The sequence below is a fragment of the Chryseolinea serpens genome, from assembly GCF_900129725.1.
Lineage (GTDB): Bacteria > Bacteroidota > Bacteroidia > Cytophagales > Cyclobacteriaceae > Chryseolinea > Chryseolinea serpens.
The window spans coordinates 259,509-285,089 of sequence record NZ_FQWQ01000006.1 but is presented as its reverse complement, the minus strand read 5'-3'; the positions used below and the strand labels follow the sequence as shown (position 1 = coordinate 285,089).

Annotated in this window: 21 protein-coding genes and 1 tRNA gene; 9 read left to right on the top strand and 13 right to left on the bottom strand. The window is 51.5% G+C overall.

All coding sequences use genetic code 11. The annotated features are described in order from the left end of the window. Positions 1-135: 135 nt before the first annotated feature. Positions 136-834 carry a zinc metallopeptidase gene (locus BUB30_RS32650; protein WP_073142962.1) on the top strand — a complete coding sequence of 233 codons (699 nt, stop codon included), beginning with the start codon at positions 136-138 and terminating at the stop codon, positions 832-834. Between the two features lie 106 nt (positions 835-940). Beyond that, positions 941-2,077: an acyl-CoA dehydrogenase gene (locus BUB30_RS32645; RefSeq protein WP_073142961.1), complete on the top strand. Its 1,137-nt coding sequence runs from the start codon at positions 941-943 to the stop codon at positions 2,075-2,077. Between the two features lie 96 nt (positions 2,078-2,173). Here BUB30_RS32645 and BUB30_RS32640 read toward each other — a convergent pair whose 3' ends face one another. The 3 genes from BUB30_RS32640 to BUB30_RS32630 all read right to left on the bottom strand — a co-directional run bounded on the left by BUB30_RS32640 (position 2,174) and on the right by BUB30_RS32630 (position 4,536). Then, entirely contained in the window at positions 2,174-2,659 is a 486-nt protein-coding gene (locus BUB30_RS32640; RefSeq protein WP_073142959.1) for a hypothetical protein, read from the bottom strand. A 113-nt stretch (positions 2,660-2,772) separates the two neighbouring features. Continuing rightward, on the bottom strand, positions 2,773-3,936 hold the full coding sequence (locus BUB30_RS32635; protein ID WP_073143467.1) for an AIR synthase related protein: 1,164 nt from the start codon (positions 3,934-3,936) through the stop codon (positions 2,773-2,775). A 69-nt stretch (positions 3,937-4,005) separates the two neighbouring features. Further along, positions 4,006-4,536, bottom strand: coding sequence for an RNA methyltransferase (locus BUB30_RS32630; protein ID WP_073142957.1), 531 nt, complete (start codon positions 4,534-4,536; stop codon positions 4,006-4,008). Between the two features lie 127 nt (positions 4,537-4,663). Between BUB30_RS32630 and mutS the strand changes: the two genes are divergently transcribed. Then, on the top strand, positions 4,664-7,273 hold the full coding sequence (gene mutS, locus BUB30_RS32625; protein WP_073142956.1) for a DNA mismatch repair protein MutS: 2,610 nt from the start codon (positions 4,664-4,666) through the stop codon (positions 7,271-7,273). Between the two features lies 1 nt (position 7,274). Here the strand turns inward: mutS and BUB30_RS32620 are convergent, their stop codons facing one another. Together BUB30_RS32620 and BUB30_RS32615 are read right to left on the bottom strand one after the other, a co-directional pair. Further along, entirely contained in the window at positions 7,275-8,525 is a 1,251-nt protein-coding gene (locus BUB30_RS32620; RefSeq protein WP_073142954.1) for a DEAD/DEAH box helicase, read from the bottom strand. A gap of 154 nt (positions 8,526-8,679) precedes the next feature. Continuing rightward, entirely contained in the window at positions 8,680-9,618 is a 939-nt protein-coding gene (locus BUB30_RS32615; RefSeq protein ID WP_073142951.1) for an acyl-CoA desaturase, read from the bottom strand. A 172-nt stretch (positions 9,619-9,790) separates the two neighbouring features. Between BUB30_RS32615 and BUB30_RS32610 the strand changes: the two genes are divergently transcribed. After that, positions 9,791-10,453, top strand: a complete 663-nt coding sequence (locus BUB30_RS32610; RefSeq protein ID WP_245804214.1) for a sigma-70 family RNA polymerase sigma factor — start codon at positions 9,791-9,793, stop codon at positions 10,451-10,453. Positions 10,454-10,558: 105 nt separating this feature from the next. Continuing rightward, positions 10,559-11,341: an acyl-CoA desaturase gene (locus tag BUB30_RS32605; protein WP_073142947.1), complete on the top strand. Its 783-nt coding sequence runs from the start codon at positions 10,559-10,561 to the stop codon at positions 11,339-11,341. 244 nt (positions 11,342-11,585) lie between these two features. Here BUB30_RS32605 and BUB30_RS32600 read toward each other — a convergent pair whose 3' ends face one another. Genes BUB30_RS32600 through BUB30_RS32585 form a run of 4 tightly spaced genes read right to left on the bottom strand, consistent with a single transcriptional unit; the run spans position 11,586 to position 16,279 of the window. After that, positions 11,586-13,583 carry a CHU_0125 family OmpA-like outer membrane integrity protein gene (locus BUB30_RS32600; RefSeq protein WP_073142945.1) on the bottom strand — a complete coding sequence of 666 codons (1,998 nt, stop codon included), beginning with the start codon at positions 13,581-13,583 and terminating at the stop codon, positions 11,586-11,588. Between the two features lie 42 nt (positions 13,584-13,625). Continuing rightward, positions 13,626-14,129 (bottom strand): hypothetical protein, encoded by a 504-nt coding sequence (locus tag BUB30_RS32595; protein WP_073142943.1) that lies wholly within the window; start codon positions 14,127-14,129, stop codon positions 13,626-13,628. Positions 14,130-14,142: 13 nt separating this feature from the next. Next, a complete protein-coding gene (locus BUB30_RS32590; RefSeq protein WP_073142941.1) occupies positions 14,143-14,943 on the bottom strand; it encodes a (Fe-S)-binding protein in 801 nt (266 codons plus the stop codon). A 13-nt stretch (positions 14,944-14,956) separates the two neighbouring features. Beyond that, entirely contained in the window at positions 14,957-16,279 is a 1,323-nt protein-coding gene (locus BUB30_RS32585; RefSeq protein WP_073142939.1) for a 4Fe-4S dicluster domain-containing protein, read from the bottom strand. 105 nt (positions 16,280-16,384) lie between these two features. Between BUB30_RS32585 and BUB30_RS32580 the strand changes: the two genes are divergently transcribed. After that, a tRNA-Phe gene (locus BUB30_RS32580) sits at positions 16,385-16,457 on the top strand. 119 nt (positions 16,458-16,576) lie between these two features. Beyond that, positions 16,577-17,956, top strand: coding sequence for a sensor histidine kinase (locus tag BUB30_RS32575; protein WP_073142937.1), 1,380 nt, complete (start codon positions 16,577-16,579; stop codon positions 17,954-17,956). Positions 17,957-17,959: 3 nt separating this feature from the next. Here BUB30_RS32575 and BUB30_RS32570 read toward each other — a convergent pair whose 3' ends face one another. From BUB30_RS32570 to BUB30_RS32560, 3 genes are all read right to left on the bottom strand, one after another. After that, positions 17,960-19,660, bottom strand: a complete 1,701-nt coding sequence (locus BUB30_RS32570; RefSeq protein ID WP_073142935.1) for a pseudouridine synthase — start codon at positions 19,658-19,660, stop codon at positions 17,960-17,962. After that, a complete protein-coding gene (scpB, locus tag BUB30_RS32565; RefSeq protein WP_073142933.1) occupies positions 19,647-20,252 on the bottom strand; it encodes an SMC-Scp complex subunit ScpB in 606 nt (201 codons plus the stop codon). The genes BUB30_RS32570 and scpB overlap by 14 nt, the downstream gene beginning before the upstream one ends. Positions 20,253-20,345: 93 nt before the next feature. Then, positions 20,346-20,744 (bottom strand): TraR/DksA family transcriptional regulator, encoded by a 399-nt coding sequence (locus BUB30_RS32560; RefSeq protein ID WP_073143466.1) that lies wholly within the window; start codon positions 20,742-20,744, stop codon positions 20,346-20,348. 587 nt (positions 20,745-21,331) lie between these two features. Here BUB30_RS32560 and BUB30_RS32555 point away from each other — a divergent pair. Both BUB30_RS32555 and BUB30_RS32550 read left to right on the top strand, forming a co-directional pair. Continuing rightward, positions 21,332-22,363, top strand: coding sequence for an isoaspartyl peptidase/L-asparaginase family protein (locus BUB30_RS32555; RefSeq protein ID WP_073142931.1), 1,032 nt, complete (start codon positions 21,332-21,334; stop codon positions 22,361-22,363). Positions 22,364-22,420: 57 nt separating this feature from the next. Continuing rightward, positions 22,421-22,831, top strand: a complete 411-nt coding sequence (locus tag BUB30_RS32550; protein ID WP_073142929.1) for a 3-hydroxyacyl-ACP dehydratase FabZ family protein — start codon at positions 22,421-22,423, stop codon at positions 22,829-22,831. A 98-nt stretch (positions 22,832-22,929) separates the two neighbouring features. Here BUB30_RS32550 and BUB30_RS32545 read toward each other — a convergent pair whose 3' ends face one another. Further along, positions 22,930-25,461 carry a lamin tail domain-containing protein gene (locus BUB30_RS32545; protein WP_073142927.1) on the bottom strand — a complete coding sequence of 844 codons (2,532 nt, stop codon included), beginning with the start codon at positions 25,459-25,461 and terminating at the stop codon, positions 22,930-22,932. Between the last annotated feature and the right edge of the window lie 120 nt (positions 25,462-25,581).

Here is a 25,581-nt window from a genome sequence, read left to right as displayed (position 1 = left end):
AGCTTTAGCGGCGCCCCGGGTGGCGGGAGTCGGCTTTTGAGGGGTGGCGTTTTTGCAAAAAATGCCGTTTTGTCATAGAATTCGAGTTTGGCGCAAAGCTTGATATATTTGGGGCAACTAAAAAACTATAGATAAATGGGAGCTTTAATAATCGGTCTTTTCTTTATGGCCATCGGTTGGATGGTGAGTAACCGGCTGAAAAGTAAATTCCGCGAATATTCTCAAGTTCATCTCACCCGCGACCTGACGGGCGCCGACGTGGCCCGCCTCATGCTGGCCGACAACGGCATTACCGACGTGCAGGTGGTGAGCGTTCAAGGCGAGTTGGCCGACCACTATAATCCTGGCACGAAAACAGTCAACCTGAGCGAGGCCGTTTACCATGGTAGAAATGCCGCCGCAACGGCAGTGGCAGCCCACGAATGCGGTCACGCTGTGCAACACGCAAAAGCTTATAGTATGCTGGAACTTCGTTCGGCCCTGGTGCCGATCCAGAACGTGAGCGCGCAGGTGATCAACGTCATCTTCATGCTCATGATGTTCGGTTCGTTCGCTTTCCGTGGCGTGATGCCTTGGAGCACGGCCCTGCTGGTGATCATTGCCTGTTACGGCGTTTTCGCTTTGTTTGCGCTCATCACCTTGCCTGTGGAATTCGACGCCAGCAAACGTGCATTGGCTTGGATACAAGCCCGAGGCATCGTGAACAACCAGGAGTATGACATGGCCAAAGACGCTTTGAAATGGGCCGCCATGACCTACGTGGTTGCCGCCATCGGTGCGTTGACGACCTTGTTCTATTACGTGATGTTATTCCTCGGCTCGCGCGACCGGTAATTCGCTTGCGACAGCGGCGTATTGATCACGCGAAACGATATTTTATTCTTACAGGCCCGAGTAAACCTCGGGCCTTTTTTGTTTCTTACGGCCAACCTAAATGCATATGAATTTTCAATTAACCGAAGAGCATTTTGCCGTCCAGCAAGCCGCCCGCGACTTTGCTCAAAATGAATTGCTACCCGGCGTGATCGAACGCGATACCCATCAGAAATTTCCCGTAGAGCAAGTAAAAAAAATGGGGGAACTTGGATTTCTGGGCATGATGGTGGACCCCAAATACAATGGCGGCGGTATGGATTCCATTTCCTATGTGCTGGCCATGGAGGAGATCTCGAAAGTAGATGCATCGGCATCGGTTTGCATGTCGGTGAACAATTCGCTGGTGTGCTGGGGACTGGAGAAATACGGCACCGAAGAACAAAAAGAGAAATACCTGAAGAAGCTTGCTGTCCAGGGCATCGGCGCGTTTTGTCTTTCCGAACCTGAAGCGGGATCCGATGCAACCAGTCAGCGCACGACTGCCGAGGATAAGGGTGACTATTACCTGCTGAACGGAACAAAGAATTGGATCACCAATGGCAGTACCGCCAGCGTATACGTTGTGATCGCCCAAACCGACGCAGCCAAAAAACACAAAGGCATCAACGCCCTCATCGTCGAAAAGGGTATGCCCGGTTTTGTTGTTGGTAAAAAGGAAGATAAAATGGGGATCCGTGGGTCGGACACGCATTCGCTGATGTTCACCGATGTGAAGGTGCCCAAGGCAAACCGCATTGGCGATGACGGGTTTGGATTTAGCTTCGCCATGACCACCCTGAACGGTGGCCGCATCGGCATTGCCTCACAAGCGCTGGGGATTGCAGCGGGAGCTTATGAACTGGCGGTAAAATATTCGAAGGAGAGAAAGGCCTTTGGCAAGACGCTTTCCGAGCACCAGGCCATCCAATTCAAGCTGGCCGACATGGCCACCAAGATCGACGCGGCACGACTGCTGGTGCACCAGGCTGCGTGGCTGAAAGATCAAAAGAAAGATTTTGTTAAAGCTGCAGCCATGGCAAAATTGTTTGCCTCGCAAATCGCACAGGAAGTGACCACGGAAGCGGTTCAGATCCACGGCGGCTATGGCTATGTAAAGGAATACCACGTGGAACGTCTCATGCGCGACGCGAAGATCACGCAGATCTATGAAGGAACTACGGAAATACAAAAGATGGTGATCTCGCGCGAATTGCTCCGCTAGGACATTTGGCGAACATTATACTTCAAAGCAAAAAAAGGCTGCCCCTCCCGGAGCAGCCTTTCGCATTCGACCCTTAACCTAAACCAAAACCATATTTTAGTAAGACCATCCGCGATCCAGATATTGCGGAAAGTCGTCGTTATAATAATCCACATTCGAGCAAGACAGCCCGGCGCGGTTCACATATCGCATGCCGATAGGTACGGTGGTGGTCACCACCCAATTGCGACCGGAAAAAGAAATGTAAGCGTTACGCGTGTAGTCATAGTAAACATTATAGTCACGATAATACACATAACGGGGAGCCTGTTGTCTATACACCACTACCCGTTGAGGGGGCAGGCGGCGATAGCTGGGTTGACAGTATGCTGAACCGCGATGATCATAATAGCTCGAACGTCTGCCGTTGTCGTAGTCGTCATGATGGCGGTCACGGTTATAATTTCCGTTGTGCTGATTGCCGGATTGATGCTGCTCATGGCCTCTGCCACGTCCATGCGATTGTGCGTTCGACTCTACATTCAAACCCATAAAAAACATTGCCGTCAGGAGGAGGGCAAGTTTTGCTGCTTTCGTTTTCATACTGCACTTGGTTTATTTTTCGAAGGAATGAATTCCTTTTGACTAGAGAAAAACAAATGCAGTGCCAGAAATTACTAAAGCGGAAAAAGCGGGTAGAAAGGGCGTTAACGAGGTTAATAGACAAATTCTCCAAAAGGGCTGCTCACGGTGACCTGCTTTTGCGAAGCTGCCTCCACCCGGCCAATGACCTTAGCCTCCACGTTGAAGCTGCGGGAAATATCGATCACCTGCTGGGCGTGTTGTTGCGGTAAGTACAACTCCATGCGGTGGCCCATGTTGAAGACCTTGTACATTTCTTTGTAAGCCGTGCCGCTTTCTTCATGGATGATTCTGAAAAGCGGTGGTACCTCGAAGAGATTATCTTTGATCACATGCAGCGCGTCGATAAAGTGCAACACCTTGGTTTGCGCTCCCCCGCTGCAATGCACCATGCCGTGCACTTGGTTGCGGAGATGTTTTAGAACTTCAATGATGATCGGCGCATAGGTGCGCGTCGGGGAAAGCACAAGCTTGCCCACATTCACCGGTGCATCTTTCACGGTGTCGGTAACTTTATAACGACCGGTATACACAAGATCTGGGGGCACGGTTTTATCATACGATTCGGGATATGCGGAAGCATAGTCTTTATGAAAGACATCGTGACGGGCGGAGGTGAGTCCGTTGCTTCCCATACCCCCGTTGTATGCATCTTCATAGGAAGCCTGGCCATAGGAGCACAAGCCAACGATCACATCACCTGCAGCAATGCGGCTGTTGTCGATGACGGCGCCGCGCTTCATGCGGCTCACCACCGTGCTGTCCACGACGATGGTGCGCACCAGGTCGCCCAGGTCGGCCGTTTCGCCGCCCGTGCTGGTAATGCCCAGCCCATGTTGGCGCAGCATCTCCAACACTTCTTCCGTGCCGTTGATGATAGCTGAGATCACTTCGCCGGGGATAAAATTTTTGTTCCGGCCGATCGTCGACGAGAGGAGAATATTTTCTGTGGCACCCACGCAAAGCAGGTCATCGATGTTCATGATGATGGCGTCCTGGGCAATGCCTTTCCAGACGGAGAGGTCGCCGGTCTCTTTCCAATACAAATAGGCCAACGAGGATTTGGTGCCCGCGCCGTCGGCATGCATTACCGTGCAGAAAGTGTCGTCGTTGCCCAGGTAGTCGGGAACGATCTTGCAGAACGCTTTTGGGAACAAGCCTTTGTCAAGCTTGCTGATGGCCTGGTGAACATCTTCTTTAGAGGCGGAAACGCCGCGTTGGGTATAGCGATCGGACACGTTCTTTTCGGTTACGAAGTGAAGGGCAAAGTTGCGAAATAATTTCAAATGCTCCGGGAAGCCGCCGGGTCAGTCGTTCAGTTTTTTATAGAGGTCCCACACCACAATGCCCAGGCAAACCGAGACATTCAATGAATGCTTCGTGCCCGCCTGTGGTATTTCCAGGGCCAGATCGGCTTCGGCTACGGCCTCCTCGGAGACGCCGTTCACTTCGTTGCCAAAGACGAGGCAATATTTTTGGTTCGGATCGGGCTGAAAAGTGTGCAGCGGAATGCTGGCCGTGGTTTGCTCCACGATCACGACGCTGTACCCTTCTGTCTTTAATTTTTTGAGGAGTTCGGCCGTATGTTCCAAGTATTCCCAGGCCACGGATTCGGTGGCTCCCAAGGCTGTTTTTTGGATCTCGCGATGGGGTGGAGTGCCGGTGATGCCGGTCAGGTAGATCTTTTCCACCCGGAAGGCATCGGCGGTGCGAAAAGCGGAACCCACGTTGTGGAGGCTGCGAAGGTTGTCCAGTACAAGACAAACGGGAATTTTCTGCGATTCCTTGAACTCATCCACCGACATCCGCCCTAGCTCGTCCAGCGATAATTTTTTCATGGCGCGAAATTAACACCCGACCCCCAGACCCCCTACGTCGGAAGGGAAGAAAAAACCGGTATTAAAACCTGAAAACTCGCGCGTCAAAAATTCCTAATTATGGCTTCAGCCTTATAAATTGCGGCTTATGGCCACAACCACAAGTCCTGTAGAAACCCCGTTGATGAAGCAATACAATGCCATAAAGGCGAAACACCCCGGTGCGCTGTTGCTGTTCAGGGTGGGCGACTTTTATGAGACCTTTGGTCAGGATGCCGTGGCAGCCAGCAAGGTGTTGGACATCGTGCTCACCAAGCGCGGCAACGGCTCGGCTTCCGAAACCGAACTGGCAGGCTTCCCCCATCACTCGCTCGACACGTATCTGCCCAAACTGGTGCGTGCCGGCCATCGCGTGGCCATCTGCGACCAATTGGAGGACCCACGCTCGGTGAAGGGCATCGTGAAGCGGGGCGTCACCGAATTGGTCACGCCCGGCCTCTCGTTCAACGACAACGTGCTGGACCGGAAGCAAAACAACTTCCTGGCCTCTCTCTTCAAGACAAAAGACAGTTGTGGTGTTGCTTTTCTTGACGTTTCCACGGGCGAGTTTTATGCCGCACAGGGAAGTGAGAATTATGTACTGAAACTTATCCAGGGTTTTGCTCCTTCCGAGATCATCTACAGCAAATCGTCCAAAGCGCATTTCGAAAATCTTTTTCGGGATGAATACAGTGTCTATGCCCTGGACGAATGGGTATATGCCTTTGATTTTGCTTATGAAAAACTGACGCAGCAATTCAAGACGGCTTCCGTCAAAGGCTTTGGCATCGAAGGCATGGGCGAGGCAGTGATCGCCGCCGGCGCCATTCTCCACTATCTCGAAGACACCGAACATAAGGACACTTCACACATTGCCTCGATCTCGCGCATCGACGAAGACAAATTTGTGTGGCTGGACAAGTTCACCATCCGCAACCTGGAGATCGTGCACGCCCAGCAAGAAGGCGGCGTTCCACTGATCGACATATTGGATCGCACCCTGACCCCCATGGGCTCGCGCCAATTAAGGAAGTGGATGATTCTCCCCTTAAAAGAAAAAGCCGCCATCGACGAGCGTCTTGCCGTGGTGGAAAACTTCTTCAATGACACGTCCCTGGCCGATGCGCTAACCGAACCGCTCAAACAGATCTTTGACCTGGAGCGCCTCATCTCCAAGGTGGCCGTGAACCGCATCAACCCGCGCGAAATGTTGCAACTCAAGCGCTCGCTCCGATGCATTCAGCCCATCAAACAGGCATTGGAAAAACAAGATTCTCCCGTATTGAAAAAATTGGGCGATCAACTTGACCCTTGTGAAATTCTCCTCGATAAAATCGAACGCGAACTGCGCGAAGATGCACCGCTGAACATTCACCAGGGCGGGCTCATCAAGGAGGGCATCGATACGGAACTGGATGAATTGCAAAAGATCGCTTTTTCCGGCAAAGACTATCTGCTGCAGATCCAGAAACGGGAAGTGGAACGGACGGGCATCAACTCGCTGAAGATCTCCTACAACAAGGTGTTTGGCTACTACCTCGAGGTGAGCAACGCCAACAAAGACAAGGTTCCCAACGACTGGATCCGCAAGCAAACCCTGGTGAACGCCGAGCGCTACATCACCGAAGAGCTCAAAGTATACGAAGAAAAGATCCTGCACGCGGAAGATAAACTGGGCGTGATCGAGCAACGCATCTTCACCGCCCTCATCCAAAGCGCGATGGATTTTATCCCAAAAATTCAGCAAGACGCGCGTGTATTGGCACAGTTGGATTGCTTGCTTTCTTTTGCAATCATCGCCAAGGCGAACCGGTATGTGAAACCGGAGATCAACGAATCACTTGTGCTTAACATCACGGCGGGAAGACACCCGGTTATTGAAAAGCAACTGCCGGTGGGTGAGTCCTATGTGCCCAACGACATCTTGTTGGACAGCGACAAAGAGCAGTTGCTCATCATCACCGGTCCCAACATGGCCGGTAAGTCGGCCTTGCTAAGACAAACCGCACTCATCGTGTTGATGGCCCAGATGGGAAGCTTCGTTCCTGCTCAGGCGGCGGAGGTAGGCATTGTCGACAAAGTGTTTACTCGCGTGGGCGCGTCCGATAATCTTTCGCGTGGTGAATCCACGTTCATGGTGGAAATGACGGAAACGGCCAGCATCCTGAACAACCTCAGCGACCGAAGCCTCATCCTCATGGACGAAATCGGTCGGGGCACCAGTACGTACGACGGTGTGTCCATTGCGTGGGCCATTGTGGAATACCTGCATAACCACAAAGATTGCAGACCGAAGACATTATTTGCCACACACTATCACGAGCTGAATCAGCTGGCAGAGGATTTAGTACGCGTGAGAAACTTCAATGTGTCGGTGAAGGAAGTGGGCGACCGCATCATCTTTATGCGCAAACTGAAAGAAGGCGGCAGCGAACACAGCTTTGGGATTCACGTGGCACAGCTGGCCGGCATGCCCAACAAGGTGGTGTTGCGCGCCAACGAAATCCTTCATTTTTTGGAGAAGGACAAACACAAAAATGAACAACGGAAAAAGATCCAGGAAATGCCAAAGCCTACCCCGCAGATGAGCTTGTTCGCATCCGATCCGCGGTTCACCGAAATCCAGGAATTGTTGGGAAAAGTAGACATCAATACAGTAAGCCCCGTCGAGGCTTTGTTAAAGCTCAACGAGGTCATTATCGCGCTGAATAAAAAGTAGATTATTTTTTCCGCGGCGGGCCTTTGCGGAAATTTTTTCTCTTCTTGAAACCGCCGCTACTACCGCCATCTCGTCCACCGCCACTGCTGCCGTTGCGTTTTGCGCGGGGCTCGTAGGCCGGGCCGGCACCAATAGATTCCGGCAAGGGCAACTTGGTAATGGTGTCGCCAATCAGGTTTTCGATGCTATAGAATTTGCCCTGATCTCTTTCGTTAATAAAAGTGATGGCCGTACCCGTTGTCTCTGCACGGGCCGTGCGACCGACGCGGTGTACATAATCTTCCGGATCGGGCGGCACGTCATAGTTGATCACCATGCTGATGCCCTCCACATCGATCCCTCTCGACAAAACGTCCGTACCGATCAGCATGTTGATCTGCTTGTTCTTGAACGCTCTCAAAATTTGTTCCCGCTCCGCTTGTTCAAGGTCGGAGTGAAAAGCTCGTGCGGGGAGTCCCGCCCGTTGAAAGGCGACATCCAATTTCTTCACAGTCTCTTTGGTGGAAGCAAAAAGAATCACACTGTTCCACGTATTGGTATTCAACACGTGCTTGATCAATGCGGCTTTCTGCGCGTCATATACCACGTAGGCCTGCTGCAGGATACCCGCCGCAGGTTTGGCAATGGCAATGTTTATTTCTTTTGGCTGATTGAGGATCTTGGTGGCCAGTGTCCGGATCTTCGGCGGCATGGTGGCCGAGAACAAAATGGTTTGCCGGTCTTTGGGAAGATAATTGATGATCTTCACGATGTCGTCGAAGAAACCCATGTCCAGCATACGGTCGGCCTCGTCCAACACCAGGTGCTCCAAATGATCGAGCACTATTTTTCCTGTCGCCAGCAAGGCGATGAGCCTGCCAGGTGTTGCAATGATAATGTCGGCTCCTTGCTCCAGGGCCCTGCGTTGCTGGTCCCAGGTGGCGCCGTCGCCACCGCCATAAACGGAGATGGAACTCACACCGATGAAATAGCCAAAGCCTTCGATCTGCTGGTCGATCTGTTGCGCCAGCTCGCGCGTTGGAGCGATGACCAGCGTGTTGAGGTGCCGTTTTTCTGCGTGAATGATATTGTTCAAGATGGGCAGCAAGTAGGCTGCCGTTTTGCCCGTGCCGGTTTGGGCACAAGCGATAAGGTCGTGTCCTTCGAGAATGCTGGGAATGGCCTGCTCTTGAATAGGCGTCGGGTTGTTGAAACCCATGGAGGACAATCCCTCCAACAGCTTCTCGTCAAATTTAAAATCCTGGAAAGTCAATTGAGATGTTTTTACAATATGAAAATTTATTTTTTTTAAGAATACTACGAGGAATAACTCCCATCGGTATTCTGACTACTGCGCGTCTGTCTATGGTTCAGTACACGTATTAAAAGTATAAAAAAAGGACGGCCTGATTTTTCAGGCCGCACCCTTATGCTGCATTGATCTTCTCCGTCTCATAGGCTTTCCGTAGTGCAGCAGCTTCCTGCTTGTTCTTGGAAAGTTTGATATGCTTCGGCACTTCCTTCAAATCCCAGATCAAACCCACGGCGGCAAAGCCCCGCAGGATGTAATAGGTGATGTCTATCTCCCACCAAAAAAATCCTTGGCGGGCAGCGGTTTCATAATAGTGGTGGTTGTTATGCCAGCCTTCACCCATGGTGAGCAACGCCAGCCATACGCTGTTGCGCGACTCGTCGTTCGACTCGTAGCGCTGTGTCCCAAACTTGTGCATGACCGAGTTGATCGAGAACGTAGCGTGATACAGGATCACGGTGCTCAGGAAGAATCCGATAAACAGCGAAGAGAAGCCGGCCGTGGTGAACATGGCCAGGATGCTGCCACCGTTCACGATGCCCCCGAGGGCCATCACCACCAAGGCAAGAATGGTGGGCGGCACGAGGTAGTGCTTGTTGAGCCAAACCAGCTCGGGATATTTGGCGTAGTCGCCAATCACTTTGTAGTCTGTTTCTTTAAAGTCAGGTCCCACGATCCAGCCGATGTGCGAATACCAGAAGCCATAGATCTTCATCGAGTGCGGATCGGAGGGTGTGTCGCTGTGGCGATGGTGGTGGCGGTGATGGGCTGCCCACCAGAGCGCGCCTTTCTGTGCCGTGGTTTGCGACATGAAGGCGATCACGAACTGGAACCAGCGGGAGGTCTTATAGGATTTGTGGGCGAAATAACGGTGGTAGCCACCGGTGACCCAGAACATACGGGCAAAATAAAGCACAGCACAGACGATCCAATCGAATTTGGTAGCGCCTGTGTAAAGTGCTCCGAGGGGAAGCAAATGCATCGCTGCAAAAGCGATCTCTTGCACGATAATGGGTTTGCTCCGGACTTCGGGTTTTACGGTTGATTCTGTCATATCGCTTGTAACCAAAAAAGGCGAAAACTAGTGCGCAAAAAAATCAAATGATCCTTACACGCCGCAAAGGTAATGTTTTTCGGCGGTATGGCTCGTCCAAGTGTGTTAATCTTGCAGGACAAACAACTGTATGGTAGCGAATTATCCCGCCGAAAAGCCTTAAAACCATGGTGTGTTATCCCCCATATCGTCGTATCTTTACTACCATTTTATGAGTCGCGACCAAGCCATAACACTCTACCAACCGATGTTGCACGCCATTGCCTACAACATCGTACGCTGCAAAGCCGATGCGGAAGATATTGTGCAGGAAACTTTCCTGAAATGGCTGAGTTTGGGCCCCAAAAAAGTGGAGGACACCCGGGCCTACCTCATCCGCGCGGTGCGCAATAACTGCCTCAATCACATCAATACCCTTCGGCACAAAAAAGAAGAGCTGTTAAACCAGCATACCATCGCCGAAATCATAGGACGTTTCAAAGAAACCAGCTTCGCCCACCTCGACCTGGATGCAGAACTGGCCAAGGCCATGAAGATCCTGCATGCCAAATTGGAGCCGCTGGAACGGGCTGTTTACTTATTGAAGGAGGTATTCGACTTCGATTATGAAGCCCTCCAGGACACGTTCGACAAGAAAAAAGATCACTGCCGCCAACTCTTTTGCCGGGCCAAGAAAAAGCTGAGCGAGGAAACGGCTAAACTGAACTTCGAACTTCCCGATAAATCCACCTTGTTAGAGACTTTTCGCAAGGCTTGTGATTTTGGAAATGCCGCAGAACTCGTCCAGGAGCTCAAAAAGGACGTTTCTGACGCCGCCTCAAAAAAATCCGAATAATTTTCTTCAAATCTGTCACAAAACGGATTCGACTTTGTCTAGCAGTAAAAGCCCCCGTGGTTTTGCGGACTTTTGTAAAAAAATTTAAACCTATAAAACATTTTCATGACCGTCATTCTGATCTTCTTTATAGCGCACTGGTATCTGTCCCTGTTCTTTCAAACATTTTTCCTGCACCGCTACGCCGCCCACAAAGCCTTTACCATGAGCCCGTTTGCCGAAAAGGTAACGTTTGTGCTCACGTGGATCTTCCAGGGAGCCAACTACCTTAGCGCCTACGGCTATGGAGTGATGCACCGGATGCACCACGCCTTTGCCGACACCGAAGACGACCCGCACTCCCCCAAATACGACGAGACCATCTGGAACATGATGTGGAAAACAAAGACCATCTATTCCGACATCGCCAACCGTAAGCTTATTCCTGAGAAGCGCTTCACCGAAGGCGTGCCCACTTGGGAGGCGTTCGACAAATTTGCCCGCTCGTGGCCATCCAGAATTTTCTGGGCTGGTATCTACATCAGTGTATATGCTGTCTATGCCAACCATTGGTGGCTGTGGCTCCTGTTGCCCATCCAATTCCTGATGAGCCCTGTTCACGGTGCCATCATCAACTGGTTTGCACACAAATACGGCTACAGAAACTTTGAAGTAGGCGACACATCACGCAACTTCCTCCCGGTAGATTTCCTGATGATGGGCGAAAGCTATCACAACAACCACCACAAGAACGGCTCGCGTGCAAACTTCGGCGGCATCCGCTGGCACGAGATCGACCCGACGTACATTGTGATCAAACTATTGCACAAAGTCGGTGCGATCCAGATCGTTCGCTACAAAGAGATCAAGATGGAAAATATGAAGAAGTCAGAGAAGAAGGCGGCGTAAGCGTTTTCATCAAAAGCATAAAACAAAAAAGAGGCTGCCCATATAGGCGGCCTCTTTTGCGTTATATCAGTTGATCTTTTTGTTTGAGTGAGGGCAGTGCCCTTCTTATTTGCTACCACTAAGCTTGGCGTTTGTGCCTTGCCGATAAGACGGGAACCCTTTACTTGATTCTGACTTATTGAACAAGGAACGATCTTTGCCTGAACGCATCTATTTTGCTTCGCCCGGTTTTATATCACGGGCGCTAATTGCCATCGCTCTTAAAGTACTTGTCCTCGTCGAAGGAGTCGTCGGTTTCGAGGGTTTTCGGAACAGCCCTGATTTCCAGGATTTTGAATTCAGTTCTCCGGTTCTTCTGGCGGCCTACCGGATTGTCGGTGCCATCAGGATTGGTATTGCGGGCAATGGGCTTGGATTCACCATAACCCTTTGCTACGAGACGGTCGGGGGCAATGCCGTGCTGTATGATATAACTGACGGCCGAGTTCGCGCGCTTCTGGGAAAGATCCAGGTTATAGGACTCAGTATCCACGCTGTCGGTATGTGAACCCAATTCAATCTTGATCTCCGGGTTGTCGATCAGCAACTGCACAAGCTTATCCAACTCCACAGCGGCGTCTTGACGAATTTCCCATCGAGCGAAATTGTAATAAATGTTGTCGAGGACGAAGGATCTGCCGGTTTCAGTTTTATCCAGCACCAGGGTTGTATCGAAGGTGATCGTGGTCAGCAATTCCTTTAAGGACATTGGGTCTACCGATCGGCCGCGGGTAGTATAGGTCTGACGTTTCATAAGGTATCCATCGCTGGTACCGGTCAGTGTATAGTCTTCGTTTTCGTATACCCGGAACAAGAACTTGCCGTCGTTACCGGTTACAAAGTCCTGCATCACTTCACCCTTGCCGTCGAGCACCGTTACTTTTGTGTTGGGCAGTATTTGAACCTTCTCCTCTTTGTCCTTGCCATAAGTAATACCCTGTAAGTAGTAATTCACCACTTTCAGATTGGGATCTTCATTGACGAACGTATAGATATCGTCATCGCCTTTACCGCCTTCACGGTTGGACGTCATAAAACCACGATCCGGTTTGAACAGGAACATGCCGAAGTCGTCACCTGTGCTGTTGATGGGCTGACCCAGGTTTTCGATGGAATTTTTTCCATTCACACGCTTCACGACGAAGACATCGAGTCCTCCATAGCCGGGATGACCATCGGAAGCAAAATAGAGCTTCATATCTTCCGCCATGTAGGGGAAAAGCTCGTTGCCGGGCGTGTTGATCTCAGGACCAAGGTTGCGCGGTTTCGAAAAACGTCCACGCGAATCCATCTGTGCAGAATAAATATCGTCGCCCCCATAACCTCCTTTGCGATTCGATGCGAAATACAGCGTCCGTCCATCGGGGCTAAACGCCGGGGACGAATCCCAGGATTCGGGCTGGTTGATGTTGATCATGACCGGATCGGTCCACACGTTGTTTCTGAAACGGGAAATATACAGGTCCACATCCAGTGTGCCTTTCCGCTTGCCGTTGTTGCCCTTGGCGAAAACCATGGTCTTGCCATCGGGCGAGAATGTGATGCAACCGTCGTTGATGCTTTCAGAATTGATGCCGGTGGGGAGGGGTGCAACGGTGGCGACATCCACATTGGCACCACGGCTGGCTACTTTGTAAATATCCGTGAAGGGCGTACCCGTGGCTTCATAGATGCGATCCTTGCCGCGGGAAGATGTAAAGTACAATTCATTGTTCAGGAACACCGGCGAGTACTCGCTGGAAGGCGTGTTGATCAACTCCAGGTTCTTGATCTTATAATAATTTGTCTTGGTCTCCAGTTGCTCGACATACGCGATGCCGTCGGCTCCCGCTTTTGCGAGGTCCTTCATGGCGGGGGTGGCTGCGCTGGCGGCAAGTTTGTTCATTACCTCTTTTGCCTCGGCGTATTTGCCATTCGCTTTCAGGGCTTCCGCATAATAGTATTGTACAGTGTCTTTGTCGATGCCTTTGCCGCCGGCTTTGGCATAGTAGGCTTCGGATTCTTTAACACGGTTGGAGAGACGGTAGGATTCGGCAATAAAATAGTTGGCCTTGCCATTGTTGGGATTCTTGGCCTGAATTTTCTTAAAGAGGTCTATCGAATTCTGGTATTTGCCAAACACGAACGCTTTTTGTGCTTTCTTTTCGGCGCTGCAGGCAACCAGAAAAACGGGGACGATCCATAGTAAAAATCTTAACCTCATAACAGTCTCTAAAATATGGAATAAAACTACAAAATATCCGGCTTAGCCCGATATGGTTTCTTTTGGTAAATAACGTTTCAGCCAGGTTGCCCCGGCCGGGGTGAGCCATTGTGCGGCAAGGTTGCCTTTTGTGTCTACCAGCGTGTTGAAGACGGGTGTCTTCGCGGTCCACAAACCTGCTTCATATTTACTTTTCAATTCCGCCAGCGGTAGCGCCACCACCTCATCGTTCAATTGAAAGGCTACCTGGGTGCGGTCGAAAAAGTCGGCGTTCAATTCCTGGCCCAACACCTTGAGGGTGCGCACCGATCCATCGATGGAGCAGCCGCTGGCGGCGTTGTATCCTTCGTCGGCAGCCAGCATGATGAACCGGTTGTGAGCAATATGGAAGGAAGCTTTCATGGGTTGACCGTGCACGGTCCATTGCTCTGTAAACGCACGCAAAGCGTCGGAAAGTATATCGATTTCTCCGGCGCTTAATTTTTTATTGGATTGGTAGATCCACAAGCGGCTGTGGTCGGCCAGTGATTCGAAAGGTACAAACATGGCTACTTCATTTTCAGGATAAACCTTGTGCCTCGGCAATAAGTTCGGCGAGATCCTTCACCTGGACATCGGCTTCGCGCTCTTTATTTTTCACCCCGTCGCTCATCATGGTCATGCAAAACGGGCAGGCCACGGCAATGGTCGCGGCACCCGTCGACAGGGCCTCCTCTGTGCGCGCCACGTTGATGTCTTTATTTCCTTTTTCGGGCTCCTTGAACATTTGCCCCCCGCCGGCGCCGCAGCAAAGACCCGTCGTGCGGCAGCGTTTCATTTCCACCAAGTCGGCATCCAGGGCTTCCAACACGGCACGGGGCGCTTCATAAACATTGTTGGCCCGGCCCAGGTAGCAGGAATCGTGATAGGTGATCTTTCGTCCCTTGAAGGAGCCGCCTTCCTTCAACTTGATCTTCCCTTCGGAAATTAAATTTTGAAGAAATGTGGAATGATGGACCACTTCATAGCTTCCACCTAGCTCCGGGTATTCGTTCTTTATCGTATTGAAGCAATGCGGACAGGCAGTCACCACCTTTTTTATGCCATAGCCATTGAGCACCTGGATATTGTTCATGGCCTGCATCTGGAAAAGAAATTCGTTGCCCGCCCGGCGTGCCGGATCGCCCGTACACGTCTCCTCCGTGCCCAACACGGCAAACTTGATGTTCACGGCATGCAGGATCTTCACAAAAGACTTGGTCACGCGCTTGTAGCGATCGTCGAATGAGCCTGCGCACCCCACCCAGAAAAGCACTTCGGGACTCTCTCCTTTGGCCGCCAGCTCGGCCATGGTGGGTACGGAAAACGTTACGTCTGACATGCCTTGTGTTTCTTTACTTGTTCTTTAATTCATTGGCCCAATTGAAGCGGTCGGCGGGCGAAAATTTCCACGGCGCAAAATTGGTCTCGATATTCTGGAACATGGCATTCCACGAAGCGGGCGACCCCGATTCTTCCATGGCCACGTAGCGTTTTAACTCCAGGATAATTTCCAGCGGATTGATCATCACCGGACAGGCCTCCACACAGGCGTTGCAGCTGGTGCAGGCGTTGATCTCTTCTTTGGTGATGTAGTCGTTCAACAACGTTTTGCCATCGCCCAACCCAGCCCCGCCCGTGCTGAGGCTCTTGCCTACTTCTTCCATGCGGTCGCGGGTGTCCATCATGATCTTGCGCGGCGATAGTTTTTTGCCCGTCAGGTTGGCGGGGCATTCGGAAGTGCATCGTCCACACTCGGTGCAGCTGTAGGCGGCCAGCAGGTTGTTCCAGGTCAGATCGTTCACATCCTTTGCGCCGAAACGCCCGGGCTCGGCTGGTGGGCCCGTGGGTGCCGCAGCGTCGGTGAGGCCCAGCATCGATTTCACTTCGTTCGTCACCACCGGCATGTTGAGGATATGGCCTTTGGCTTCAAGATTGGCGAAGTAGGTGTTGGGGAACGCCAGGAAGATGTGAAGGTGCTTGGAGTAAGTCACGTAAATGGCGAATCCCAGGATCCCAATGATGTGAAACCACCATGCAAAGCGTTCGATGATCACCAGGGGCACGACGTCCATGTTCTGGAAAAGCGGGATGAGATTCGCGCTAAAGAATAATTTGCCGGTGGCGGCATAGTGCTCGGGCATTTTTGTTTGCAGCACCTGGTCGGTAGCATTCATGGTGAGAATGGCCGTCATCAAAACAATTTCGGTGATCAGGATGAGGTTGGCGTCCAAACGGGGCCACGCCGTCATCTCGGCCGACCAGAAGCGCTTTACCCGGATAATATTTCTCCGGATCAGCATGATGGCGCAGGCCACCAAAACCGCCACGGCCAGGAATTCAAACAGGTTCATCAGGAACGGATAGAGAGCACCCAGATAAGGCGCGAAAATCCGGTGGGTACCGGCCATCCCATCGATGATAAATTCCAGGACCTCCAGGTTGATGATGAGGAAGCCGATGTAGATAAAAAAATGCAAAAAAGCGGGAATGAACCGCTTGAACATCTTCTTTTGGCCAAAAGCCACCAGCAGCATGTTTCGCATCCTGTCGGCGCCCCGATCCTTGATCTCCTTGGGTTTTCCGAGCTTAATATTGGCCCGGATCACTAAAATACGTTTCCGGATGAAATAGCTGGCAGCCCCCAAAACAATGATAAATGCGATCTGCTGAATCATATTCCGATTTAAACTCTTAAATCTTAAAAGGAAAGCGGTACTTAATAAAACCTGATCCTTTTTTGGATGGAAACTAAAATTACATACTTTTGTGCCTCATTTTTAGGTGATGTAGCTCAGTTGGTAGAGCAAAGGACTGAAAATCCTTGTGTCGGGGGTTCAATTCCCTCCATCACCACGCAAAAGATAAGCCTCCCCCTCGGAGGCTTTTTCTTTTTTATCCGCACACGTGTCATTTTTAGTAATTTAGCATAGAAACCGGTCTCCTTCCGTGGGGACTTAATCAAAACGTACTGAATGGGTTCGCTTAACCTCTCCGAAGACCATACCCGTTTGCTCTACATCTATCTGGCCGAAGTGATTTTAGGCCTGATCTTTTACTTTATTTTCAGACATTTTGGCAAGCTGGCCCGCCGCCGGTTCCTTTTCACATGGGCCCTCAGTTGGATGGCTTTCACCATCTACCTGGGCAGCTCGGGCGTGCTTTCAGTTTTCCTCGATCCCACCGGCTCACTTCTCCGGAAGGCGGTCAGCGTGGTGGCACAGTTGTCGTGTTTTCTGCAGATCATCCTCATTTTGCGGGGCACCTACGAGTTGGTCTATGAGCGTGCCTTCCCCCGCCGAAGATTCAATATGATCTTGGCGGCTTCTTCTATACTGGCCTTCTTCTCGGTGGTGGCCTTCAGCCTGTCGGGACCGTTCTCATACTACTTGCTCAGCTTTGGCAGTCGCGCCATCATCACGGGCATCGGCTTTCTCATGGCCGGCATGGTGGTGTGGACGAACAAGAAATTTTCGAAAGGATTTGGTCAGCAGTTGCTCTCGGGCTCGCTGATCAGTTTTAGTGCCTACCAATTGTATTATTTCACGATCAAATTATTCAACGTACTGGGCATAAAAGTAAATGCGCTCGACTTGTTTGGCGCGGTCGATTTGCTGCTGATCAGTCTCATGGGCATGAGCATGGTCATGTGGTTCCTCGAAGACGAACGCGAAAACCTGAACCGCGAAAACAAAGAACTCGACAGCTTCTTGTCCAGCACTTCGCACGATCTGCGCACCCCAATAGCATCCATTCTCGGGCTTACGTACCTGGGAAAAATAGAGCTGGAGGAAGAAAAGGCCCGCAGCTTCATGAACATGATCGAAGAGCGGATCAAGCGTCTCGACCTCGTCATGGGCGATATCCTCAGTTTGTCGCGCAGCAAAAAGATCGACCTGAAAGTGGAAGAGCTCGACCTTTCCAGGTTGCTGGACGACACGATCAACGACATCCGCTTCAACAAAGGCGCCTCCGCTATTTCGCTCGACTATAATACCGAAGACAGCCACCTGTTCAAGAGCGACTACAACCAAATGAAGATCATCCTGAACAACCTCATGGCCAATGCCGTGAAATATCACAACCTGGACCAACCCAATCCTTTTATCCGGGTAACGTTCAAACGCGTGAAACAAGTGGTGGAGATTGCCGTGGAGGACAACGGCAGGGGTATTGCAAAAGAAAATATCTCGAAGATCTTCGACATGTTCTACCGCGCCTCTTCCGACACGGAAGGCACCGGCCTGGGCCTGTACATCGTACAAGAGGCTTTGCGCAAGATCAAGGGCATCGTGCTGGTAGATTCCGAATTGGGAAAGGGAAGTACGTTTAAGATCGTGCTGGAGAACGCCTAGAACCTACTTGTAGTGCTTCAGGAGGATCAGCTCTTCCTTCGTCAGGAATCGCCACTCGCCGCGGCCAAGGTCCTTTTTGTTCAACCCCGCATACACCGAGCGATCCAGTTTCACCACCTGATACTCCAGCGATTCAAAGATGCGGCGCACCACGCGGTTCCAGCCGATGTGAATTTCGAGGCCCACGGTTTTGCGATCTTCCGAAACGATGGCAATATCATCCACCACGGCGCGGCCTTCTTCCAGCTTCACACCTTCGAGAATGGTTTGCGCATCGCCTTTGGTGATGGGGCGGTCGAGCTCCACTTTATAGATCTTCTTTACGTTGTAGGACGGGTGCATGAGCTTGTCGGCCAGGTCACCGTCGTTGGTGAGCAACAAGAGACCGGTTGTGTTGCGGTCCAGGCGGCCGACAGGGTATACGCGTTCTTTCACGTGGTTGGCGATGATGTGCATCACCGTGTTGCGTTCCTGCGGATCGGAGGTTGTGGTGAGAAATCCTTTCGGTTTGTTCATCAGAATGTAAACCGGTTTCTCCGCGCGCAGCACTTTGCTTTCGTGACGTACTTCGTCGCCAGGATTTACCTTATAGCCGAGTTCGGTGATGGTCTTGCCATTTACCGAGATCAATCCCATCGTGATGAGTTCGTCGGCCTCACGGCGTGAACAGACGCCGCTGTTGGCGATAAATTTATTGAGACGGATCTTTCCCGTCTGTGCCGGTGCTTCGGCTTCGTTGCTTTTAGCAGGGGCAGCGGTTGCGCTATCGGATGCCTTGCGGCGAACGATCTTGGCCTTGTCAAACTTCTCTACCGGTCTGTCGCTGCGGCTTTCCAGTGGCGCACTTCTTTCGCTTCTTTCGCGGCGAACGGGCTTCTCGCCTTCATCGTCTTTTTTCGGATAGGCTTTTTTGTAGGGCTTGCCAAAATTTCCGCTGTCGAATTTTCTTGGCGAACGATCTTCAGCATCGTCGGCCTTTTTAAACGGTCTTTCACCACGCGATGCATCTTTGTCGCGGAACGAAGGTTTATCGCCAGTGTCAGCTCTTTTTTTGTAAGGTCTTTCCTCGCGCGGTGCTGAGGAGGAACGTCTCTTGTCGCCGAAAGGCTTGTCGTCGCTGCTGGCTCTTTTGTAGGGTCTTTCTTCGCGAGGTCCTGCAGAGGATGAGCGCCTTCTATCACCGAAGGGCTTGTCGCCGCTACTGGATTTTTTGTAAGGTTTTTCTTCGCGGGGTCCGGATGAAGACGAGCGTCTTCTGTCGCCGAAAGGCTTGTCGTCGCCGCTAAATTTTTTGTAAGGTCTTTCTTCGCGAGGTCCAGTGGACGACGAGCGCCTGCGATCGCCGAAAGGCTTATCGTCACTTCCCGCTTTTTTGAAAGGACGTTCCCCACGCGATGACGCGGAGGTCCGTTTACCGAACGACGGCTTATCGCCGCTATCGAATTTCTTATAAGGTCTTTTCGTGCCGCCTTCGTCACCGAAAGATTTCTTTTTGAAAGCGGGTTTGTCGTCGCGGTCTTTGCTGAAAGGTTTCGCGCTGCGTTTGGCAGCAAAAGAACCTCCATCGGAATCTTTGCGGAACGATTTTCCTGCGGGCTTCTTAAAGGGTTTGTCACCTGAACGGCCGGCGGATCTTCCCCCTGTGCTTTTAGATGAGGGGCCTTTGCGGCCGCGTGATGAACTTGAGGAATCAGATCTGGGCATCGGGTTCGGGGTCTGGGGTAATTGTGGTTTCGGTCTCTGGATTTTCGCCAATCGTGTTTACTTCTGCCACGAAATCTTTCGGGATTGGCAATTCCGCGAGATCATTAATTCCAAAGTACTCCATGAACTTGGGCGTGGTGCCGTACAACATCGGGCGCCCAATAGTATCAGCCTTACCGGTGATCTCAATCAAGCTCTTGTCGAGCAGTTTTTGTACGGCATAGTCACAATTTACACCGCGTATATTTTCAATTTCAGTTTTCGAGATCGGCTGTTTGTAGGCAATGATGGAAAGCGTTTCCATCGCCGACGTAGACAACCGCTTCTTCGATTGCTGCTTTAGCATAATGCCAATGCTGGCCTGGTAGGCGGGCTTGGTCAGGAAATGATAGCCGCCAGACGATTTGAAAAGTTGGAAAGAAAATTCTTCGCCCTGAAATTTTTCATCCAGTCGCTGAATAGCACCCTGAATGTCTTCTTCCGGAACGTCTGCATTGAACATTTCGGAAAGGCATGCCTTGATGTCGGCCGTTTTAATTGGCGTGGGCGTGCAAAAGATGAGGGCCTCGATATGGTTTTGTAAAAAGTCCACGGGTAATCAGCGTTGATAAAGATACGGTAAAAATTCCGGTAAGAAGGCGAACACCCTGTCCGGCAACGCCAGACAGGGGAAAGGGGCTCTAATCTAGTCCTGCTGCATCATTTTCGCTTCGATCGACTGCGTCGTATGCGGCACAGCGATGAGGCGTTCCTTCGGGATCAGCTTGCCGGTGACGGAGCAGATGCCATAGGTGCCGTTTTTGATACGGATCAATGCATTTTCCAGGTTCATAATGTACTTCTGTTGGCGGGCTGCAAGCTGGCTGAGATTTTCTTTCTCTGCCGTTTCAGCACCGTCCTCCAGCACCTTCGTATTTCCACCCGAGGTGGCGTCGGTTCCTTCGTCGTTGTTGCGATTCAGGGTTTCTTTCAGGATTCTGTACTCATCTTTGGCTTTGTCCAGCTTTTTGTTGATGAGTGTTTCAAATTCTCTCAGTTCATCTTCGGAGTAGCGCGTTCTGTCTTCACCGCTCGATGCTTTCACTTGCTTATGCGCGATAGGTCTCTGATTTGGCACAGGAAAAATGTTTAATTGTGGCGGAGCCGGCTTGGTTGCCGCGGGGGCAGATTGCACCGGCCTATCTGTTTTTTCTTTTTCTACTTTTTTGGGAGCGGATTCCACCTTTTTGGCAACCGGTTTAGGAGCAACAGCCGCCTTGGGCGCAGGTTTTTCAACCTTGGGTGCGGCCTTCTCGACCTTGAGCGCTACGGGCTTCTCTGCTTTCTTTTCCGCTACGACTTTTTTAGGAGCTGCTTTCTTGGCTACCACTGCCTTTTTGGCCGGAGCTTTGGGGGCTGCTTTCTTGGCCACAACCTTCTTGGCTGGAGCTTTTTTAGCTTTCGCGGCGACCGTCTTTTTCGCTTTGGCTGCCGGTTTAGCTTTTGCAGGAGCTTTCTTTGCTGCCTTCGAGGTTGTTTTCTTATTCTTAGCCATAATGGGGTTTCTCCGTTTGGTAAAAGATGCGCAAAATTATGCGTCCATGCACGAAAACAAAAATATTGACTTAATTAATTGCCGAACCGGTGTTCTGATTAAATTTCCCCGCCTTCTTAACCCGTGTTTTTCGCTATATGGTGAAACTTCTCTTCCCTTTGCTGATCGTGATCGCCGTTGGCTGTACACCAAAAAACGGGAAGAAAGTGGCCCTTACCGAGGCAAAACCCGGTCCCATCACTCTGGTGATCCACGGAGGAGCGGGAAACATCCTCCGCGAGAATCTTACCCCCGAAAAAGAAACCGCCTACCGCGAGCGCCTCACGGCCGCCCTAGACTCCGGCTACGCGGTGCTGGAGCGTGGAGGTAAGAGCACCGAAGCTGTCATTGCCGCCATTCGCATCATGGAAGATTCACCCCTCTTCAACGCTGGCAAAGGGGCCGTCTTCACCAGCGAAGGCATAAACGAACTGGACGCCGCCATCATGGATGGCAGCAATCTCATGGCCGGCGCCGTGGCCGGTGTCACCACCATAAAAAATCCCATCACAGCCGCCTACGCGGTCATGACCCAGTCGGAGCACGTGATGCTGACCGGAAAAGGCGCCGAGAAATTTGCCGGAGAACAAGGCCTTGAAATCGTGCCCAACAGCTACTTCTTCGATTCGACTCGCTACCAGCAACTGATCAAAGCAAAAGCCAATGAAAAAAACCACGAAGCCCAATGGATCGACCCGTACATCAAGGATAAAAAATTCGGGACCGTAGGCTGCGTCGCCCTCGACCAATACGGCAACCTCGCCGCGGGCACCTCCACCGGCGGCATGACCAACAAGAAATATGGCAGAGTGGGCGATGCTCCCATCATTGGTGCCGGCACCTACGCCGAGAACGCTACCTGTGCCGTGTCCGGAACCGGCTGGGGAGAATTCTACATCCGACTCAGCGCCGCCCACGATATTGCGAGCCTCATGAAATATGCTGGCCTCACCGTGCAACAAGCTGCCGACAGCGTGATCTTGAAAAAATTACCCGCACTCGGAGGCAACGGCGGCGCGATCGTCCTCGATCGCCAGGGAAATTTCGCCCTCCCCTTCTGCACCCCCGGCATGTACCGGGGCTACATCACCCGGAAAGGCGAGGGCAAAGTTTTTATTTTCAAAGACTGACACAACGCTAAGGCTAGACAACTCATACATTTTTGTCTGTTTTTAGTAAACTTGCTTATGAAAGAAATAGAAAACCTTATTCCGCACCGGAACCCATTTCTGTATGTAGACGAAGTGCTTTCGTTTTCACAGGAGGAAATCACAGGCATAAAAACCTTCAGTAGCGCCGACTCATTCCTAAACGGAAGCTTCCCTGAATTTGGCTTCGTTCCCGGCGTAGTGTTGATCGAATCGCTGGCCCAATGCGGCGGCGCAGGCGTAAAAAAACTGGGCTTCACCGACGGCCTTTTCGCCCTCGCGGCCATCGAGTTCGCCAACTTTTTCAAAGGACTCCCCTATGAAAAACCCTTCCGCATGATCGTCCAAAACCTCCGCCTCAATCCCAAACTGATCAAACAAACCGGCATCGGCTACCACGCGGACGAAAAGATCGTAGAAGCCAGCTGGACCTGCGTCCGAATCCAATAATTCACCACGCGTCTGATTGACTTCTGAATTCTGCCTCTGACTACTGACTCCTGGCTCTTACTCCTGGCTCCTGGCTCCTGGATTCTGGCTCCTGATTCTCAAAACTTCGCCGCCACCACCACCTCTTTCCGAAACGTTGTCACCTTCCCATCTCCATCAAAGATCTCGAACCAAACCATATACGGCCCCATGCGCGCCTTGTCGCCACTATCACTATCACCTTCCCACCGGAAAAATCCTTCTGTTCCGAGGATTTCATTGTTCGCAATCGTCTTGATGCGATGCCCCTGTAAATCGAAGATCTTCACGTTAGCCACGAAGCCACCTTGTGCAAAGGCGTAGTGGATCTGTGTGAAGTCGGGTTGTCCCAGTGACGGAATGAATACCGATGGAGTGACCTGTACGGCACTTTCGTCCCACAACAAAGAAGGCACGGCGGAAGAATTGACATAACCTGGAGTGGCAAACCCAATGGTAGAACTGGCGGACTTCCAATTGGTGGGAACATAGGCCGGTACGTCAAGTGAAATGCGTTCCAACGACACACCTTCGTCGTTCTTTATGAAAGGGGAATGGAGGTTTTTTGTATAGGAGAAATGATCGATCAACAGTCCCGTGTCGTCGAGTAAGGCAACCGATCCTTCATCGTCACTCCACGAAGGTAATGCAGGCACTTCCAGGAAATTTTCCTCGACCGAAAGCGGATACTCACCTTTCAGGATGTCAGCGGAAACGGTCAGCACCAAATAGGCTCCAGGTTTTAATAGAAAATCAGTTGTGCTGATGACTTTGGCATTTTTAACAACCCCTTCTTCGCGGTTGGCCACCGTCCAGTTCTTAAGATTGAAATATTTGTTTGAAACATTGACGATCTCCAGGAAATCGGTGCCGGTAGGCCTGGGGTTGAACAGGATTTCGTTCAATGCGACGTCGAGACTATCGGCAACCTCGGGCAGGCCAAGGGATAGACGGGTTTCCGCCATGCTATTTCCGGTACAGTCTTGAGCGTTACTCACCGTCAGGGTATAGTCCGTGCCCGGCTGGAGCGGGGAAGTCAACGCGAGGTTTACGCGGGTGAGTGAGGCGTCGATAAACGACACACGGGCGACCTCTACGGAGGGTTCAATTTTGAAATTGGGTACCGCCGGCAAGACCTTGGTCAGTTTTTCATCAAAAATCAACAGCAGTTCGTTTGCCGATGCGGGAACGGCGCCCAGTAACTTGGGTCCCGTGAGGTCGGGTTTGGAGGCTAAAACCGAGTTTGGTCTTCCGGGTGTCCCACCGGAGGGGTCGTCGCTTGCCGTCCAGTTTTGGGCCTCACTACACAGATTGTCGGGGTCGATAATTTCCAGCGACCAGCCCCCTTGTTTCTTGTCGTCGTCGCCGTACCAGGTGTCTGAATAGTGAACGGAATCGATGGTCAGGCCATGATCGTCTTTGAGCACGAGGTCATCGGCGCTATTGTTTAGAGATGGAAAATTAGCCAGGTAGATAACATTTTGAACTTGAGTAAGGATTAAATTCGGTGATGCGAGCACGATATAGTCGCCTGGAAGCAAGATTTTGGAGGGCAAAACTGTCACCGAGCTGCCATCGGTCAGGCTCCAGTTTTTTAGCGAAAAGGGGTGATGGCTGCGGTTAAGAAGCTCCACGAATTCGGTCTCCGGGAGTCCCACTTTGGGCGAGGGATCCGGGAAGATTTCTGATAGGATAATGTCTTTGGCGACGGGAGCCATCACCTCCAGAAAGGTAAATTCCCGCTGGACGGGCAGGATGTTGTTCCCAGCCAAATCCGAAACTCCGGTGACTGAGATTTTGGTTGGTAGCCCATTGACAAACTCCGTGGCAAATCCCAGCACGATGGTCCGGCCATCGGACTGAAGCATAACCGAAACCGGCTCTTCCCCGTTTGACTCCAGACTGAAGTTTCCGGGAGTCTGGGCGGAGGTTTGGTCAAGATTTTCGGAGAACGTCAGCGAAAGTGTTTTAGAGGAAAGCACTTCGATGTCGCTCAGTAAGGGTGGAGTTTTATCCGTGACGACATGACCGGTTACGATGAAATTATCGAAGTGAAATTTGTCGGAGCGCGTGGCCGTAAAAACACAGGACACACCAAAGTATTCTGCGGAAAGAATGACCTCATCGGTGACGGTTCCCTCCAGTGTGCTGGGAGACGATCCAAGGGCGGAGAAAAGTTGCCACAAGCCGTTGGCGTCGCGTGTCGCCTTCAAGCTTAGTGTGACGGCGGTCTGGTTGAGCAAGCCATCTTGTCCGTCGATGACCTTTGTAATGACGAGGCCGGTTTGCCGGTACAAGCTCACATCGTCGGCCGCGCCACCTGCTTGAATGAAATAGCCGTTCAGCGGTCCGGAGAGATCGGATTGGTCGGAGGCAAGATAGATACGAGCGTAGTTGGTGGCGGAGGGGTTGAAGTCGAGCGAGAGATCGATCTCCCAGGACCCTTCCTCCAGGGCATGGCTCGGTGTGGAAAGGTAAGCCTGACCATTTATAGGCGGAGCGCTCAGCCGGAGTTGTTGGGTCACCACCTGAAAGTATGCAGACGTTCCGGACCAGGCTGGCTGCTGCGTGAAATCGCCGTCATCGAATGCATCCGAGAGCTGAGCGAACATTTGTTGGGTGGGGAGCGTAGCGAAAAGCGTTAGAAAAATTGCTGCTGTAAACGATTGCAAGTTTGAAAACCTGCATATTTGCATGTGGTTTTTCATAAGCACAACGGGAAAGATTAATTT